The organism is Arthrobacter yangruifuii (assembly GCF_009192775.1).
In the GTDB taxonomy this organism is placed as follows: domain Bacteria; phylum Actinomycetota; class Actinomycetes; order Actinomycetales; family Micrococcaceae; genus Arthrobacter_B; species Arthrobacter_B yangruifuii.
The window spans coordinates 423,849-438,185 of record NZ_VTFX01000001.1 but is presented as its reverse complement, the minus strand read 5'-3'; the positions used below and the strand labels follow the sequence as shown (position 1 = coordinate 438,185).

Here is a 14,337-nt window from a genome sequence, read left to right as displayed (position 1 = left end):
TCGCGTCGGCTCTAGGTCGCGTTGGCCCCGGGAGCTTCGGGGCCAACAGGCCAGCGGAGCAGGGCAGCGACGTCGACGCCGTCGGGCAGGACGCCGTCGGGCACCAGAAGCAGGCTGGCGTCCGTCAATGACGCCGCGCGCAGCATCGCCGACGGGACGGAAACATGTCCCAGCACTTCCGCACCGAGAGCCTGTTCCTCCGCGGTGGCAAGCCACGGCTCGGCGCCCAGCGCCAGCAGCTGCCGGTCCGCGAGCGCCGAATCATTGAGGATCAGCACCTCCACCTGCGCCTGTTGCAGCGCGTTGACCACAGCGCCCACACCGGTCACCGATTCGGGATTGGCCTGGCCTTCCTGCAGGGCAAGACGGTCCATGATCTGGTCCTGTTCGGCTGCCCACTGCAGGGCAACGCGTTCCTGCACCTGGTCCTCGAAAATCTGCTGATGGGAGTCTTCGGGGCGGAACTCGGCATCAAGCATGCTGACCAGCGGCTTGTGGGCCTCGGCCAGCTGCTCCAGCACCAGCCCGCGGGCGCGGACATCGCCGGCCAGCACAATCAGCCGGGCACCGCTGCTGGCCGCAATCCGGTCAATCTGTTGGGCCACGTCGTCGGCGTTGCGGCGCCAGGTGTCCTCGGTCCTGCGCTGTTGCTTATCCTGCGCCCAGCCCTCACCGCCCGGGAGCTTGCTGATGTCTTCACTGGATCCCGCAAGGTCCGCCTCCGCGGCTAAGCCGGGGCGGCCGACATATCTCAGCCGGATCTCGGCGTCCTCCCTCGTAGCTTCCACAACGATGTACGGGAACTCCTCGGGGCGGTGCTTGAGCAGCGGCAGCAGATCCGGAACCACGTCAACGGAAATGTTCTTCGGGGCCACCAGCGGGCCGGGCAGCAGTTCGTTCAGCTCCACCTCCCCCTGCCGGACCAGGACAAAGCGTGAGATCGGGGCGGGCAGACCGTAGGCAGGATCCACCGCAGTCTCCATGGCCTGTTGGTCCTGCGCCGGGGCTCCCTGCTCCGCCAGCGCCGCCCGGACATCGGCGGCGCGGACTTCGGCCACGCCTTCCACGCCCGCGGCGGCATCAACATAGGCGGCACACCAAGGCCCCTGTCCCCGATAGAGGTCCGCGAATTTGTGGAGCTTCTCCGTCATGACGATCTCCTTCCCGCACAGGGGCGGCCGCACATCGTTTCCATTCGTTCCTCCAGCTAACACCGGTTCCGCCGGTAGTTAAAGGGCTGCCGGAGTTGAGCGCCTCCGGCGGCCTAACCCCGCTCGCCGTCTGTCATTCGGGCCGCCGGGACGAGCGGACGGCAGTGAAGAAGCGGACAACCTGACGGTCACGGCGGGTGCAGCTTCCACCGCGGCCGCAACCACAATTCCGTGCGGAAGGAGCCGTCCGCCCCGGGCCACGGGTAGGGTCGGGTTACCCAAGGAAAGGACCTGTCCGTGGTCTCCATCGCCTGGCTCCGCGACGATCTGCGCACAGCGGACAATCCTGCCCTCCTGGCCGCAGCCTCCGAGGGCAACGCGGCAGCCCTGTATGTTCTGGATGAGGAATCACCGGGTATCCGAGCGCTGGGTGCCGCCGCGAAGTGGTGGCTGCACCACGCATTGAAGACCCTGCGGGAAGACCTTGAGGCCCTGGGTATTCCACTGGTGCTGCTGCGGGGGCGGGCGGGCGACGTCGTTCCTGCGTTCGCGCAGGAAACGGGCGCGGAGCGGATCTTCTGGAACCGGCGCTACGGCGGACCGGAGCGGAACGTGGACACCGCGGTCAAGGAGTGGGCGGCGGGCGCGGAGGTGCAGGCAGAGAGCTTCCAGGCGTCGCTGCTGCACGAACCCTGGGCTGTACGTACGGGCGGCGGCGGACCGTACCGGGTCTTCACTCCCTTCTGGCGCACAGTCTCCGCCATGGATTTCCGGGCGCCCCTTGCGGCACCGGACAAGGCCGCCGCACCGCCGGACGGCATCCCCGCCGGGGAGGACCTGGAGGACTGGAACCTGCTGCCGCTGCATCCGGACTGGTCCGCAGGGTTGGCGCGGACCTGGACCCCGGGCGAGGAAGCCGGCCTGTCCACCCTTCGCAGCTTCCTGGCCGGCCCGGTGCAGCATTACGACGATGGTCGCGACCGCCCGGCGAAGCCCGGCACCAGCCAGCTCTCCCCCTACCTGCGATGGGGGCATGTGAGTCCGTTCCAGGTCTGGCACGCATTGTCCCGCGTCCGCGGAAACGGGCCGGGTCCGGACGTTTTCGGCGCCGAAATCGGCTGGCGTGAGTTCTGCTGGCACCAGCTCTTTCACAACCCGGATCTGGCCACCAGGAACCTGCGGCCTGCCTTCGACGCGTTCCCCTGGGAACATCCGGCGGGCTCCGGGCCGCAGACCCCGGCGATCCTGCGCAGGAAGGATGCGCGGGCACCGTCGGAATCCCGGCCGGATGACCTCCGCGCCCTCGATGCGTGGAAGGCCGGACTGACAGGGATCCCACTGGTCGACGCCGGCCAGCGGCAGCTCTGGAGCATTGGCTGGATGCACAACCGGGTACGGATGGTCGCCGCAAGCTTCCTGATCAAGAACCTGGGCATCCACTGGCGGGTGGGTGAGGAATGGTTCTGGGAGACCCTGGTGGACGCAGATCCCGCGAGCAATCCCGCCAACTGGCAGTGGGTTGCCGGCTCCGGCGCGGACGCAGCACCGTTTTTCCGGATCTTCAATCCAGAGACACAGGCCAAGCGCTTTGATCCTGACGGTGAGTATGTCTCCCGCTGGGTGCCGGACGCACTGACTCCCGGCTATCCCGAGCCGCTCGTGGATTTGAAGGAGTCCCGCCGGCACGCGCTTGAGGCGTACGAGAGCATCCGCTGACCGGCGGGAACGGAGGCGTGCCGCCGCCGGTTGTGGAGCCTGGCAGGGATCCGGGTCGGGCTGCGCGCAGCGGTTAACCCTCGCGCCAGGTGCCGCGCAGAAGCTCCACGCCGTCCAGCAGGACATCCAGCCCGACGGCGAACTCGGCGTCGTAGTCGTAGCCTTCCTTCGCCAGCTCGCCCACCACTTCAAGCAGGTACGGATACCGGGCCGCGGTTTCCTCCGGTTCCGCGTTCCGGGTAGCGGCAGCTGCCGCGGCCGATTCCTCCGGCGTCTCGAAGGAGAGCGTCTTCTGCTGCAGGACGAAGCCGTACACATAGGCGTCCAGCAGACTCGTCACGTGCACGGTGGCGCGGAACGAGAAGCCGCTCTCCCGCAGGCAGCCCATCATCGCGTTGTGCTGGCGCAGGTTCTCCGGCCCCGGACGGCCGGATGCCTCCATCCGCCCCACGGCCCACCGGTGCCGGGTGAGCGCGTCCCGCAGGGAGACGGAACGGTTCCGCAGCGCCTGCTTCCAGCCGTGTTCGGCGTCCGGCTCCGTGACCTCGCTCCAGACGAGGTCCACCATGCCCTCGAGCAGTTCCTGCTTGTTGGCCACATGCTTATACAGCGCCATGGGGACCACGCCCAGATCCTGGGAAAGGACACGCATGGTCAAACCGTCCAGGCCAAGCCGGTCGGCCAGCCCGACGCCGGCGCGGAGTACGGCTTCCCGGTGCAGCCGGGCACGGCGTGGGGAGGGCAGCTGCTGCCGATCCACCGGTTCCTTCATCACGAACCAACCTCCCTGAGGATTCGATGCTTGACAAAGTGTACGGCATACACCTAGCTTCAGGGCATGTGGTGTACGTAGTACACCTCCGGCCGAACAGGAGCACGTCATGGAAGCCTCCAACCGGACCGCCCGGACCGCCGGGATCCTCTTTCTCCTCACGTTCATTTCGGCGATCGCCGGGGCTGCGCTGTACGCGCCGCTGCTGACCGCCCCGGACTATGTCACCGGACCCGGCCCGGACACCCGTGCCCTGCTGGGCGTGGTCTGTGAACTGGTGCTGATTGTCGCGAACATCGGCACCGCCGTCGTGCTGTATCCGGTCCTGAAACACCACAGCGGGACCGCCGCGATAGGGTACGTGGCCGCCCGGATCATGGAGTGCGCGCTGATTGCCGTCGGAATTCTCAGCGTGCTCACAGTCGTGACCCTGCGGCGGGCTGTCGAAGCCGGCGGCAGCGCGGACCAGTACGTCGGCGTGGCCCAGGCACTGGTCGCGGTGCATGACTGGACCTTCCTGCTTGGTCCGGGATTTGTGGTGGGCATCGGCAACGGGCTGCTGCTGGGGTTCCTGTTCTACCGCTCGCATCTGGTGCCGCGGCCGCTGGCCCTGTTCGGCCTGATCGGAGGTCCGCTGATGTCATTGTCAGGAATTGCGGTGCTGTTCGGCGCGTACAGCCAATCCTCGCTTCCCTCGGCGCTGGCCACCCTTCCAGAGATCATCTGGGAAGCGTCGCTGGGCATCTACCTGGCTTTGGGCGGGTTCCGGGGAGTCGGCAGGCAGACCCGGCACCGGCAGGCACCCGCCGGCGTCGTGTAGGACGCCGGCGAGAGTCCGGCTACGGCGGCTACTTCAGGTTCTCGATCGCGTAGTCGGCTTCCTCGGGGGTGAACATTACCCCGTATTCGTCAGTGCTGGCGAGGTACTCCCGGAGCTCCTCCTTCGGCATGTCCATTTCCTCGTTGAGCACCTTTGCGTATTCCAGTGCGTTGGTTTTGAAGTCGGCGGTGACGTTGTCGATGGCGTACTGCCCCGCCTCCGGGGTGTACTGGCCGTATTCCCCGCTGAGCTGCTCGTAGATGCCTGCCTTGCTCATGTGCTGGCTGTCGCTGAAGAACTGGGCACTGTTCAAAGCCTGCAATTTGTCATCATTCCTCGGTGCGGCAGGCGCGGCGGGAGCAGCGGGGGCGGCCTGGGTCGGCGCGGAGTAGTCCGGAGCCGGGGTCGATACAGTACCGGCGCCGGAGGATTCGTTGCTTTCCTCAATGGCAGTCTTAATTGTCGCCGTCACGGTGAACATCATGATCAACGAAAGGATCACACTGAGAACCCAGACGACAGCCGTGACGATCCACGCCATCTTCTTGCTCTCTTTGTAACCCTCGAGCGGACGGCCTTCTTTGTCCTTCTGGTTACCGGTCAAGGTGATGATCAGATCCACCAGTGACCAGATCCCGAACCCGCCTCCCGTCAGGAGCTTCAGGACGCCGGTCCCGATCTTTCCCAAATAGAACCTGTCGACACCGAGCCCGCCCAGGAAGAGCGCGAGCAGCCACGTCACGACAAATTTCTTCTGCGTGGCCTTGGCTGGAGGCATATAAGTAGGTGCGGCAGTGCTCATAACGGTCGTGTGCCTTTGTTTCGGGAATGAAGTCTGCTTACGTGACCGAATCCTGCCATGCAGTTCCGATAGAAGGAAATCGGAACGCCGGATACATATTCGCCGACGGAAACCGCGGATCCCTCCAGCAAAAGAAGAATAACGACGACGACACATTCCTTTGGATTTCCGGCAAGGCTTTCAATGCCCGTTACTTGGGATTCGAATACATCACCATCAGGACGCAGCCGGCGGAGAAAGCCGCCTGGGCCAGCAGCAGTGCTCCCGGAACGTAGCCCAGGAACAGGCCCAGCAGCAACGGCACGGCGGCCAGCAAAATGGTGTCCAGGCCCCGGGCCAGGGACCCGGTCTGCGCCGTCGGCACCGGACCGAACACGGTTTCCGCAGGCGGAGCTGTCCAATCCGGCAGCGGACGGTAGGCGCCGCGCACCGCCGCCGCACCGAACCCCGGACCGGCGAGCGCTCCCAGCCCGATCAGCGCCGGACTGCCCGCCCCCAGCAGAACGAGGACGGTGCAGAACAGCGCGGTCCACAGGACGAGGGCGGCGGCGGGCAGCGCCGTCCGGCTCAGCCGCACCAGTGACGGGGACAGCGGCAGCAATGCATCCAGGCCGGGAGTGATGGCGGTCTGGCGGGCCAGCGCCCCCAAAGCCGGGACGGCAGCACAGATGGTGAGCAGGATGACGGCCAGCTGCATCAGCGCCGGCTGCGAGCCTGCGGCAACCAGAACGGCAACACACAGCAGGAGCAGCAGCACGGGACGGCCCCAGAGCCCGGGGGTGCGCAGGAACGCGGTGGCATCCGCCCTGAGCAGCGCACTGAAGGGGGTGCGGGTTCCCCTCGCGTACCAGCGGCGGGCACGGGATGTGGTTCCGGTGCGCGGGGTACCGGCGAACGCCCGCCCGAGCTCGTTGGTATCCATCAGGTACAGCGCTGCGCCGGCATGCCCGGAGACCCCGCCGCCGCGGATCAGTTCGCGCCCCGGGATGGCCTCCATCCGGGTGTAGACCCACAGCGCCAGTCCGACGACGGCGGCCAGCACCACGGCGGCCGGCCAGACCGCGCCGGCAGCGGCCTGCCGGGGAAGGAAACTCAGCAGGGCCAGCAGCAGCAGCGCCCCGGCCGTGCCGAGTGCACGGGCCGCTCCGGAAGAGCCGAATGCCCCGTATGCCCCGTATGCCCCGCCTGCTCCGGCCGACTGGCGCAGCCCCGCCAGCAACAGCGCACAGACCGCAGCCAGCCCGAAGACGGCGGCGCCGGCGAGCTGGCCGGGGAAGGTGGCCTGCAGATCGGTAATCACCCCGACCGGCAGATACAGCACCGCACCGGCCGCCCAGACCAGGGCCATCCGGCGCAGCAGCCGTCCGGCGAGGAACGGGCGCCGGTCCACCGGCAGGCTCAGCCACCAGTACCCCTCGGCCGAGGGCACGGCCACGGGGCCCAGCTTCCGCGCCCCGGTCAGCACTGCAGCCAGGGCTGCGAACAGCAGGACGGTGACCGCGGCGCCGTCGGGCAGGCCGGCCCATTCCGCCGAAACCACCGACCACCGGGCACCGGCACCGGTGCCCAGGGCAAGCGCCACCTGGTCCCGCAGGGCCAGGACCAGTCCCCCGGCCAGCGCCAGGACGGTCGCCACCCCCAGCAGCGTGGCGTAGGCATCCAGCAACACGTCCCGGATCCGGGTGCTGCCGCGGCGGTGGCTCCGCGATGCCGCATGGGTGTAGCGGGCGGGGTTGAACCGGGCCGGTGCGGCGGTGGTGCTGGCCATGCGCTATTTCCCGGCAATTTCAGCGGCGGCGCGGGCCGGGTCAATCTCCCGGACCTCGTCATCGATCAGCAGGCAGCGTCCCGCCGTCGCCAGGAGCAGGGCGGGATCGTGCGTCACCAGCAGTACCGTGCCGCCGTCGTCGGCGTACTTCCGGATGCGTAACCCCACCCGTTCGCGCATCACCGGGTCCAGGCGCTGCTCGGGTTCGTCGAGGATGAGCAGCGAGGAGGGGCGGATGAATGCCGAGGCGAGCAGCAGCCGGCGGCGCTGGCCGGACGAGATGGAATCCGGAACGGCGCCGGCGCGGTCCTGCAGGCCGAAAAAGTCCAGTTCCGCGTCGACGGCGGCATCCGGGTCCGGGACCGAATGGCCGCGGGCCACCAGCTGCAGGTGTTCGCGCAGTGACAGGGACGGGAAGAAAGCGTCCTCGTCAAAGAGGGCGGCCACCTCGCGGCGGAACGGGATGGCGTCCTCGTTGACCGGCAGGCCGTGCAGGCGCACTTCGCCGTCCAGCATCTGCTGCTTTCCGGCGATGGTGCGGGCGGCGGTGGATTTACCGGCCCCGTTGAAACCCACCACGCCGAGGATTTCCCCGGCGTCGGCACGGGCGGTGATGGCGCCGCACACGGGCGCACCGGCGTACCCCACCAGCAGTTGGGATATCTCCAGCACAGCTCCCGCAGCAGTCATGCCCCTAATCTAATGGGCGGGGATGCCGTTTGCGGGGAAGGACTTCCCCGCCCCCGTCAGCGGTCCATCCTCCGCTCCGGGCCGGCCAGGGCGATGACCCGCTTGGCGGCCCGCACCATCGCCACGTCAATGAAGGTTCCGTCCGCCAGCACAAAGGCTCCGGTTCCGTCTGCCGCCGCGGTTCGCACGCCGTCGATAATGCGCCGTGCACGCGCCACCTCCGCGGCGTCCGGGGTAAACACGCGGCGGATGACCTCCAGCTGGCGCGGATGCACGGCAGTCCGGCCGCCGAAGCCCAGGCCGCGGCCGGTGCGGCAACTGGCTTCCAGTCCGCCAAGATCCGCAACGTCGGCGTAGACGGCCATCAGCGGAGCGGGCAGCCCGGCAGCAGCGGCCGCATTCACGATGCGGCTGCGGGACCAGGCCAGGCCCGCTTCTCCGGCCGGACCGGCGGGAACCCCGAGTTCGGCGCGCAGGTCCGCTTCGCCGGACGCGAGGGTGGAGACCCCGGAGCAGGCGATCTCGAAGGCCCGCTCAACCGCCAGGGCCGATTCGAGCAGGGCGTGCACCTCCCGCCCCGGCAGCGCAGCCCGGAGTGCGGCAATGTCCCCGGCCGAGGAGGTCTTCGGCAGCCGGACCCCGAAGACCGAGGGCAGCCCGGCAACCGCGGCGAGGTCGGCCTGATGCTCAGCGGATCCGGCGGCGTTCAGCCGCACCTGGACGGCGGGAGCACCTGCACCGCAGGCCTCCCAGCACGCGGCAAAGTCAGCCAGTGCCGCCCGGGCGGATGCTTTGTGCGAGGCAGCCACGGCGTCCTCAAGGTCCACGATGACCGCGTCCGCCCCCGCGCGCAGGGCCTTGTCGAACCGCTCCGGACGGTCCGCCGGTGCGTAGAGTGCCACGATGACCGGCCGGCTCATCCGATGCTTCCGTTCCCGCGGAGCGCCGCGAGTTCGGTCGCCGAGTAGCCCAGTTCAGTGAGTACCTCCTCCGTGTCCGCTCCGTGCGCCCTTCCGGTAAACGCGATCCGGGCCTCATCCCGGGACATCCGGAACAGCGGCCCCTGCATGGCCATGTCGCCCAGCTCGGCGTCCTTGATCCGGTGGATGGTTCCCAGCGCGTTGAACTGGGGGTCGGCCACAATGTCGGACGGATCGTAAATGGGTGCCACGGCGGCGTCCGCTGCCTCGAAGGCGGCGATGACCTCCTCCCGGGAGTGCCGGGCGATCCAGGAGCCGACGACGTCGTCCAGGAGGTCGGCGTGCTCGGCGCGGGCCGCGCCGCTGGCGAACCAGGGCTCGTCCGCGAGTTCCGGCCGGCCGGCCAGGGTGACCACGCGCTCGGCGATGGACTGTGCACTCGCGGAGACCGCCACCCAGGACCCGTCGCCGGTGCGGTAGGCGTTGCGCGGTGCGTTGTTGTCCGAGCGGTTTCCCGTGCGCGGCTGCACGGTTCCCAATTGGTCCCACCGCGTGATCTGCGGACCGAGCATTGCAAGGATCGGCTCGATGATCGCGACGTCGACCTCCTGGCCTTTGCCGTCCCTCTCCCGGGCGTGCAGGGCGACCATGACCGCGTAGGCGGTGGCGAGGGACGCAACGCCGTCGGCCAGCCCGAACGGCGGAAGTGTCGGCGGGCCATCCGGTTCGCCGGTGGAGGAGGCGAAGCCGCTCATCGCCTCGGCCAGCGTGCCGAATCCCGGCCGCCGGTGATACGGGCCGATCTGCCCGAATCCCGTGACGCGGGCAAGGATCAGTCCGGGGTTGCTGGCGGACAAGGCGGCGTAGTCCAGCCCCCAGCGTTCGAGCGTGCCGGGGCGGAAGTTCTCAATCACCACGTCCGCGGTCCGCGCCAGACGCAGAAACGCGTCCCGTCCGCCGTCGGTGTGCAGGTCAATCGCGACGGTGCGCTTGTTGCGCCCGAGCGTTTTCCACCAGAGGTTCTGCCCGTCCTTGCTCGGCCCGTGGCTGCGTGCCGGGTCCGGGCGGTGCGGATGCTCCACCTTGACCACGTCGGCTCCCATGTCACCCAGATGCATGGCTGCCAGCGGGCCGGCGAAAAGGGTGGAGGCGTCCACTACGCGCAGTCCGGTGAGCGGATTCATCCGGGAACCCCTTCGCCGGCGTTCCAATCCGGGGCCTGATCCCTGCAGATCCGGAAACCGATCGACGTGGACGCGTCCAGACCGAGTCCGGGCAGCAGCAGCTTGGCACTGAACTCCGGCGGCTGCACCCCGCCGTCGAAATACCAGTTGGATCCCTCGCTGCGGTGTGCGCTGCCGCCTTTGAGCATGACGAAGCGGGTACGGCCGTCGGAGTGCTCGGACTCGGTCCAGTTCCACACCTCCGGGGTTCTGCGGACGAAGCCGGGCAGGGCGGCGGCGAGCTGCCACTCGTCCTCGGATGGAAGGCGGCCGCCGGCCCAGGCCGCATAGTCCCTGGCCCGGGCGAAGGTGACCCGGGTGGCCGGACGGTCGGGGTCGCGGGCCTGTGTGGGCTCGCCGAGAGTGTCGAGAAACCGGGCGTACTCCGCCTCGCTTACCTCGGCCGCCGCGACCTGCACCGGAACCGGAACCGTCACGGTCCGCTCCAGCGTGCGCTGGTCGTGGAGCCGGGGCGAGAGCGGTTTCCACTCGTCGACGTAGGGCGCCCCGTCATACATGCCGGTTTCCCGCATCCGGTACCGCAGGGTCAGGGTGTAGGTGCCGGCCGAAACCGTAACCATGGACGCCGAGGCCGGGGCCACCGGACCGTTCCAGCGGGGTGCGGGCAGGCGCTGTGCGGGGCGGTGCCGGAAGGAAGCATCATGCTCGGCCGTTTTCCCGGAGAGCATGGCCCGGACGGCGTCGATCTGCGGGGGGACGGCGGCGCCGGCACTGACCTGCACGGCAGCGGCTATCCCGTTCGCGGGCACGGTGACCACGTCGGCAGTGTCGCCGTCATGCAGCGCCGCCCAGCCGCTGCCGGCCAGGGGATACTTGGCGTCCTCGTCCGAAGTGTTGGCCAGGAGCAGCAGCGTGACACCGTTGAGCTCAAAGGTCGATCCGACGAGCGGATCCGCCGTTACAGTTAGCGGCGTCCACTCCCCCTCCACCAGCCAGCGGTGGAAACCGCGTTGGACGGGCAGCATCCGGCGCAGGGTGGCGGCATCCCGGTCATTCCAGCCCACCCACGCACCGAAAACGACCTCCCACACCACAATGCCGACACCGTTGAGCCAGGCCGAGCGCAGTTCCACGGCGTGGTTCCGGTGCCAGCGGCGGATGTGGTGCTGCATGTGCCGGCGCTCAAACCACCGTGCACGGAGAACGCCGGGGGTCTCGGAGTCCGCGAACCACTGCGCCCAGGACAGCGTGTGGTCGGCGATCCGCCCGGTGGTGAGCTTCGACTCGCCCTCGAGGCCGATGCCGGGACGGGCAGCATCCAGGACCTCGACGAGCGCCCGGTCGGCTTTCCTCAGCGTGTCCAGGAAAACGCTGTCCGCGCCGATGCGGCGCACCGCCGCCGCGAGCTCGCTGGCGTCATCACCGCCGCGGCGGGTTCCCGTGTCCCACGGCATGTAGGCCAGGAACACGGCCACTCCCGAGGCGTGCAGCGCCTCGGCGGCTTCGGGAAGTCCCGGCACGTTGTAGAAGTCCCACTGGTTCCGGTCATCGATGCCGATGACCGGATAGGCGTGCCACAGCACAACGCCGTCCAACCCGCCGAACCGTTCGCGGGCGTCGGCGAGGAAGCGCCCCGGAGTAAACCGCTGCGACTGGAAGTCGAAAAAGAGTTCGTCCCACAGCCAGACCTGCGCCACGGCGAAGCACCGGCTCGCCCAGGCAGACGCGCCGTCGTCGTACCGGCTGGGGCCAACGAAGCGTTCCCTCGCGCCGTTCCGCCAGGCGGTGAGCTGCTCCCGCCAGCGGGCCAGGTCACGGGAGTTGGACGGGGCCGCGAAGATCTTCGCGTCGTCGAGGGTGAGCGCAGCATCCCCGGCTGCCAGGTCAGTCTCGAGGGGTACCCGGGTGGGCAGGTCGTATTCGCGCGGCCGTAGGGGGTCGAAGCCACCACTCATACCTTCATCCTTTCGATGACGCCCGGGACGGTCCCCCGGGATAATCGGAGGGTCCGTTCAGCTAGATCCCGGATGGAGCGGGAGGCCCCGCCGGGAAGCGAGGTCGCGATGCGGTCCTGCAGCGGAGCGGTCCATGCCTCATCGATCGCCCCGGCGCCCAGGAGCCCGCCGACGACGGACCCCACGGTTGCGCCGACGGAATCGGTGTCCCATCCGCCCGCCACGGCCAGCGCGACGGCGGCATCAAAATCCTCACCGTAGGCCTGAAGCGCACAGGCGATGAGGGCGGCGTTGTTGAGGGTGTGGACCCAGTGCATGCCGTCGAACTCCCGGTGAAGGAGATCGAGGGAGCGGGCCTCGGTCAGCCGGCCGCGGGCGAGGGAGCGGCCGGTGGTCCGGCCGAGGCGCACCGCGGCGGCGAGGCGGGAGGCCGGCGGCAGGACGGTGTCACCGGCGTCCAGCACGGCGTCGGCGGTGGTCTCGGTGAGGGAGGCGGAGCACAGGGCGGCGGCCCACATTTCCCCGTAGATACCGTTGCGGGTGTGGCTGAGCCGGGCATCGGTCCAGGCTGAGGCGGCGGCGGCACGTGCATCTCCCGGATGCACCCAGCCGTGGACGTCGGCGCGGATGAGCGCTCCGATCCATTCGCGGTACGGGTTGTGGTGCCGTGCGGTGTTCGGGATTTCGCGGGCGTCGAGGAGGTTCCGGTAGGCGGCGCGTTCGGCCGTGAAGATCCGGCCCGCCGGCAGGGCGGCGAGCCAGGCTCCCGCAATGTGTTCGGTGGTCAGGTTCCCGCCGTGGGCCTCCAGCAGCCCGAGCCCGAGGATGGCGAAGTTCAGGTCATCGTCCTCGGGCATCCCCTCAATGTTCTCGGTCAGCGAGGTCGGGGCGGAGCGGCGGTTCCAGGGCCAGCGTTCGGCGAGGTCCCGGGTGAGCCCCGCCGCAGTGAAATAGGTGGAGATGGGCCAGTTCCCGGTGGCCCGGGCAATTTGTTCTATGCCTTCGCGGGGGATTTTCTCCACGGGTTTCCCCAGCAGGCATCCGGCGGAGCGGCCCAGCCAGGCGCCGTGCACCCGTTCGAAGGCCACAGCGGTCCCCGGGGTCGGCCGGGCCGGAGGGAGCAGGGCGGCAATGTCGTTCCACTCGTCCGGTTCCGCTGCGCTTGGTACCTGCAGGGCCTGCAGTTCATCCAGCAGGGTGCGGGCAAGTGCGCGCAGTGCCGGAGGGGCGGGGGCCTCGCCTGCCCCCGACGGCGCGGGCCGCGTTGATCCGCCGGCGTCCGCCCACCGCTGTTCGATCGGCGCGATGCCGCTCTCCGCGGCGCCCTGCTCGCGGAGCGCCGTGAGCTCACCGGCGACCAGGTCCTCCGGCTGTGCCCAGGTCAGTCGCACGGTGCGGCCTCCCTGCTGAGCAATGCGGACAGCTCCTCGGCCCGCCGCGCTGCCCGGTCCGCGTCCGCCCCGGCCACTTCGCGCACCACCTCCGCCATCGAATCCACGACGGCGTCGAGGTCCAGCCGGCTGGCAGCCATCACCTCCGCAACCCAGTCGGGCGGCACGGCGTCGACGCCGCCCAGGCCCCCGCAGACGGCACCGGCCATCGCCGCGATGGAGTCGGCGTCGCGGCCGTAGTTGACGGCGTCGAGCACCGAGGCTCGCAGGTTCCCGCCGCGGGCGACCACAAAGCCGAGGGCGGCGGGCAGCTCCTCGATCGATTTGGTGCGTGACGGCAGGCGGGCATCCATCGCCGGGGACCGGTAGTTTTCGCCCACGGTGTCGAACGGGGCGACGGCGGCGCGCACGGTCCGGGCAACGTCGCGCGGGTCCTCCGATCCGCCGTCGTTGAGAAAGGCATCGACGGCGCCGAAGACGGCGCGGATGGCTGCGGCGGTGCCGTCGTGGGCAACATCCAGGACGGCGTTCCGTATATCGGCGACGGTTGCGCCCGGCGCGGCGGATGCTGCCACCGCCGCCGCGAACACGCCTGCTGCCTCGCGGCCGTAGGAGGACTGGTGCGCTCCGGCGAGGTCGATGGCCTCCGCATAGGCGCCACGCGGATCGCCGATGTGCACGAGCCCCACCGGGGCCATATACATAGTGGCGCCGCAGTTGACGATGTTTCCCACGCCGGCCTCGCGCGGATCGGCGTGGCCGTAGTGCAGCTTCGCGACGATCCACTTCTCTGCGAGGAAGACCCGCTGCAGGATCAGTGCGGAGTCTTCGAGTTCCGGTACCCACCGCCGCTCGCCGATCATGAGCGGCACCAGGTCCGCAGCGACGTCGTAGGCGTCCAGGTGGCGCCGGCGCCTGGCGTAGACCTCCACAAGCGCGTGGGTCATGAGGGTGTCATCCGTGATGTGCCCGTCGCCCTTGTGGTACGGCGCGATGGGCCGTGCTGTTTTCCAGTCGGCGAGGAAGGGGCCCACAATGCCCTCGACCCAGCCGCCGTGCCGCTCCTCTATCTGTTCAGGGGACCAGCCCTCCGTCGCGCCACCCAGTGCATCTCCGACGGCGGCACCCGCCAGCACCCCGGCCACTCGATCCCGCAATAGGTTCATTC

Annotated in this window: 12 protein-coding genes; 2 read left to right on the top strand and 10 right to left on the bottom strand. The window is 69.1% G+C overall.

Annotated features, from left to right (window positions below; all coding sequences use genetic code 11):
* Nucleotides 1-11: 11 nt before the first annotated feature.
* On the bottom strand, nucleotides 12-1,151 hold the full coding sequence (locus GD627_RS02155; protein ID WP_152271165.1) for a baeRF2 domain-containing protein: 1,140 nt from the start codon (nucleotides 1,149-1,151) through the stop codon (nucleotides 12-14).
* Between the two features lie 297 nt (nucleotides 1,152-1,448).
* Here GD627_RS02155 and GD627_RS02150 point away from each other — a divergent pair, with 297 nt between their 5' ends.
* The gene (locus GD627_RS02150) at nucleotides 1,449-2,867 is read left to right on the top strand and encodes a cryptochrome/photolyase family protein (RefSeq protein ID WP_152271164.1); all 1,419 of its coding nucleotides are present in this window, start codon (nucleotides 1,449-1,451) and stop codon (nucleotides 2,865-2,867) included.
* Between the two features lie 73 nt (nucleotides 2,868-2,940).
* Here the strand turns inward: GD627_RS02150 and GD627_RS02145 are convergent, their stop codons facing one another.
* Nucleotides 2,941-3,639: a TetR/AcrR family transcriptional regulator C-terminal domain-containing protein gene (locus GD627_RS02145; RefSeq protein WP_152271722.1), complete on the bottom strand. Its 699-nt coding sequence runs from the start codon at nucleotides 3,637-3,639 to the stop codon at nucleotides 2,941-2,943.
* A gap of 109 nt (nucleotides 3,640-3,748) precedes the next feature.
* Between GD627_RS02145 and GD627_RS02140 the strand changes: the two genes are divergently transcribed.
* Nucleotides 3,749-4,459 carry a DUF4386 domain-containing protein gene (locus GD627_RS02140; RefSeq protein WP_152271163.1) on the top strand — a complete coding sequence of 237 codons (711 nt, stop codon included), beginning with the start codon at nucleotides 3,749-3,751 and terminating at the stop codon, nucleotides 4,457-4,459.
* 28 nt (nucleotides 4,460-4,487) lie between these two features.
* Here GD627_RS02140 and GD627_RS16545 read toward each other — a convergent pair whose 3' ends face one another.
* The 8 genes from GD627_RS16545 to GD627_RS02100 form a co-directional block, all read right to left on the bottom strand.
* On the bottom strand, nucleotides 4,488-5,261 hold the full coding sequence (locus GD627_RS16545) for an Ltp family lipoprotein (RefSeq protein WP_210250437.1): 774 nt from the start codon (nucleotides 5,259-5,261) through the stop codon (nucleotides 4,488-4,490).
* A gap of 190 nt (nucleotides 5,262-5,451) precedes the next feature.
* Nucleotides 5,452-7,029: a DUF6297 family protein gene (locus GD627_RS02130; protein WP_152271162.1), complete on the bottom strand. Its 1,578-nt coding sequence runs from the start codon at nucleotides 7,027-7,029 to the stop codon at nucleotides 5,452-5,454.
* Between the two features lie 3 nt (nucleotides 7,030-7,032).
* Nucleotides 7,033-7,719: an ABC transporter ATP-binding protein gene (locus tag GD627_RS02125; RefSeq protein ID WP_152271161.1), complete on the bottom strand. Its 687-nt coding sequence runs from the start codon at nucleotides 7,717-7,719 to the stop codon at nucleotides 7,033-7,035.
* A gap of 56 nt (nucleotides 7,720-7,775) precedes the next feature.
* A complete protein-coding gene (locus tag GD627_RS02120; RefSeq protein WP_152271160.1) occupies nucleotides 7,776-8,639 on the bottom strand; it encodes an HpcH/HpaI aldolase/citrate lyase family protein in 864 nt (287 codons plus the stop codon).
* The gene (locus GD627_RS02115) at nucleotides 8,636-9,823 is read right to left on the bottom strand and encodes a CaiB/BaiF CoA transferase family protein (protein WP_152271159.1); all 1,188 of its coding nucleotides are present in this window, start codon (nucleotides 9,821-9,823) and stop codon (nucleotides 8,636-8,638) included. The genes GD627_RS02120 and GD627_RS02115 overlap by 4 nt, the downstream gene beginning before the upstream one ends.
* A complete protein-coding gene (locus GD627_RS02110; protein ID WP_152271158.1) occupies nucleotides 9,820-11,778 on the bottom strand; it encodes an SUMF1/EgtB/PvdO family nonheme iron enzyme in 1,959 nt (652 codons plus the stop codon). Before GD627_RS02110 ends, GD627_RS02115 begins: the two co-directional genes overlap by 4 nt.
* Nucleotides 11,775-13,169, bottom strand: a complete 1,395-nt coding sequence (locus tag GD627_RS02105; RefSeq protein ID WP_152271157.1) for an ADP-ribosylglycohydrolase family protein — start codon at nucleotides 13,167-13,169, stop codon at nucleotides 11,775-11,777. Before GD627_RS02105 ends, GD627_RS02110 begins: the two co-directional genes overlap by 4 nt.
* The gene (locus tag GD627_RS02100) at nucleotides 13,160-14,335 is read right to left on the bottom strand and encodes an ADP-ribosylglycohydrolase family protein (protein ID WP_152271156.1); all 1,176 of its coding nucleotides are present in this window, start codon (nucleotides 14,333-14,335) and stop codon (nucleotides 13,160-13,162) included. Before GD627_RS02100 ends, GD627_RS02105 begins: the two co-directional genes overlap by 10 nt.
* Nucleotides 14,336-14,337: the final 2 nt, after the last annotated feature.

Coding starts and splice junctions, on each gene's coding strand:
- GD627_RS02155 (WP_152271165.1), bottom strand. CDS start 1,151: ATGACGGAGAAGCTCCACAAATTCGCGGACCTCTATCGGGGACAGGGG.
- GD627_RS02145 (WP_152271722.1), bottom strand. CDS start 3,639: ATGAAGGAACCGGTGGATCGGCAGCAGCTGCCCTCCCCACGCCGTGCC.
- GD627_RS02140 (WP_152271163.1), top strand. CDS start 3,749: ATGGAAGCCTCCAACCGGACCGCCCGGACCGCCGGGATCCTCTTTCTC.
- GD627_RS16545 (WP_210250437.1), bottom strand. CDS start 5,261: ATGAGCACTGCCGCACCTACTTATATGCCTCCAGCCAAGGCCACGCAG.
- GD627_RS02130 (WP_152271162.1), bottom strand. CDS start 7,029: ATGGCCAGCACCACCGCCGCACCGGCCCGGTTCAACCCCGCCCGCTAC.
- GD627_RS02125 (WP_152271161.1), bottom strand. CDS start 7,719: ATGACTGCTGCGGGAGCTGTGCTGGAGATATCCCAACTGCTGGTGGGG.
- GD627_RS02120 (WP_152271160.1), bottom strand. CDS start 8,639: ATGAGCCGGCCGGTCATCGTGGCACTCTACGCACCGGCGGACCGTCCG.
- GD627_RS02115 (WP_152271159.1), bottom strand. CDS start 9,823: ATGAATCCGCTCACCGGACTGCGCGTAGTGGACGCCTCCACCCTTTTC.
- GD627_RS02110 (WP_152271158.1), bottom strand. CDS start 11,778: ATGAGTGGTGGCTTCGACCCCCTACGGCCGCGCGAATACGACCTGCCC.
- GD627_RS02100 (WP_152271156.1), bottom strand. CDS start 14,335: ATGAACCTATTGCGGGATCGAGTGGCCGGGGTGCTGGCGGGTGCCGCC.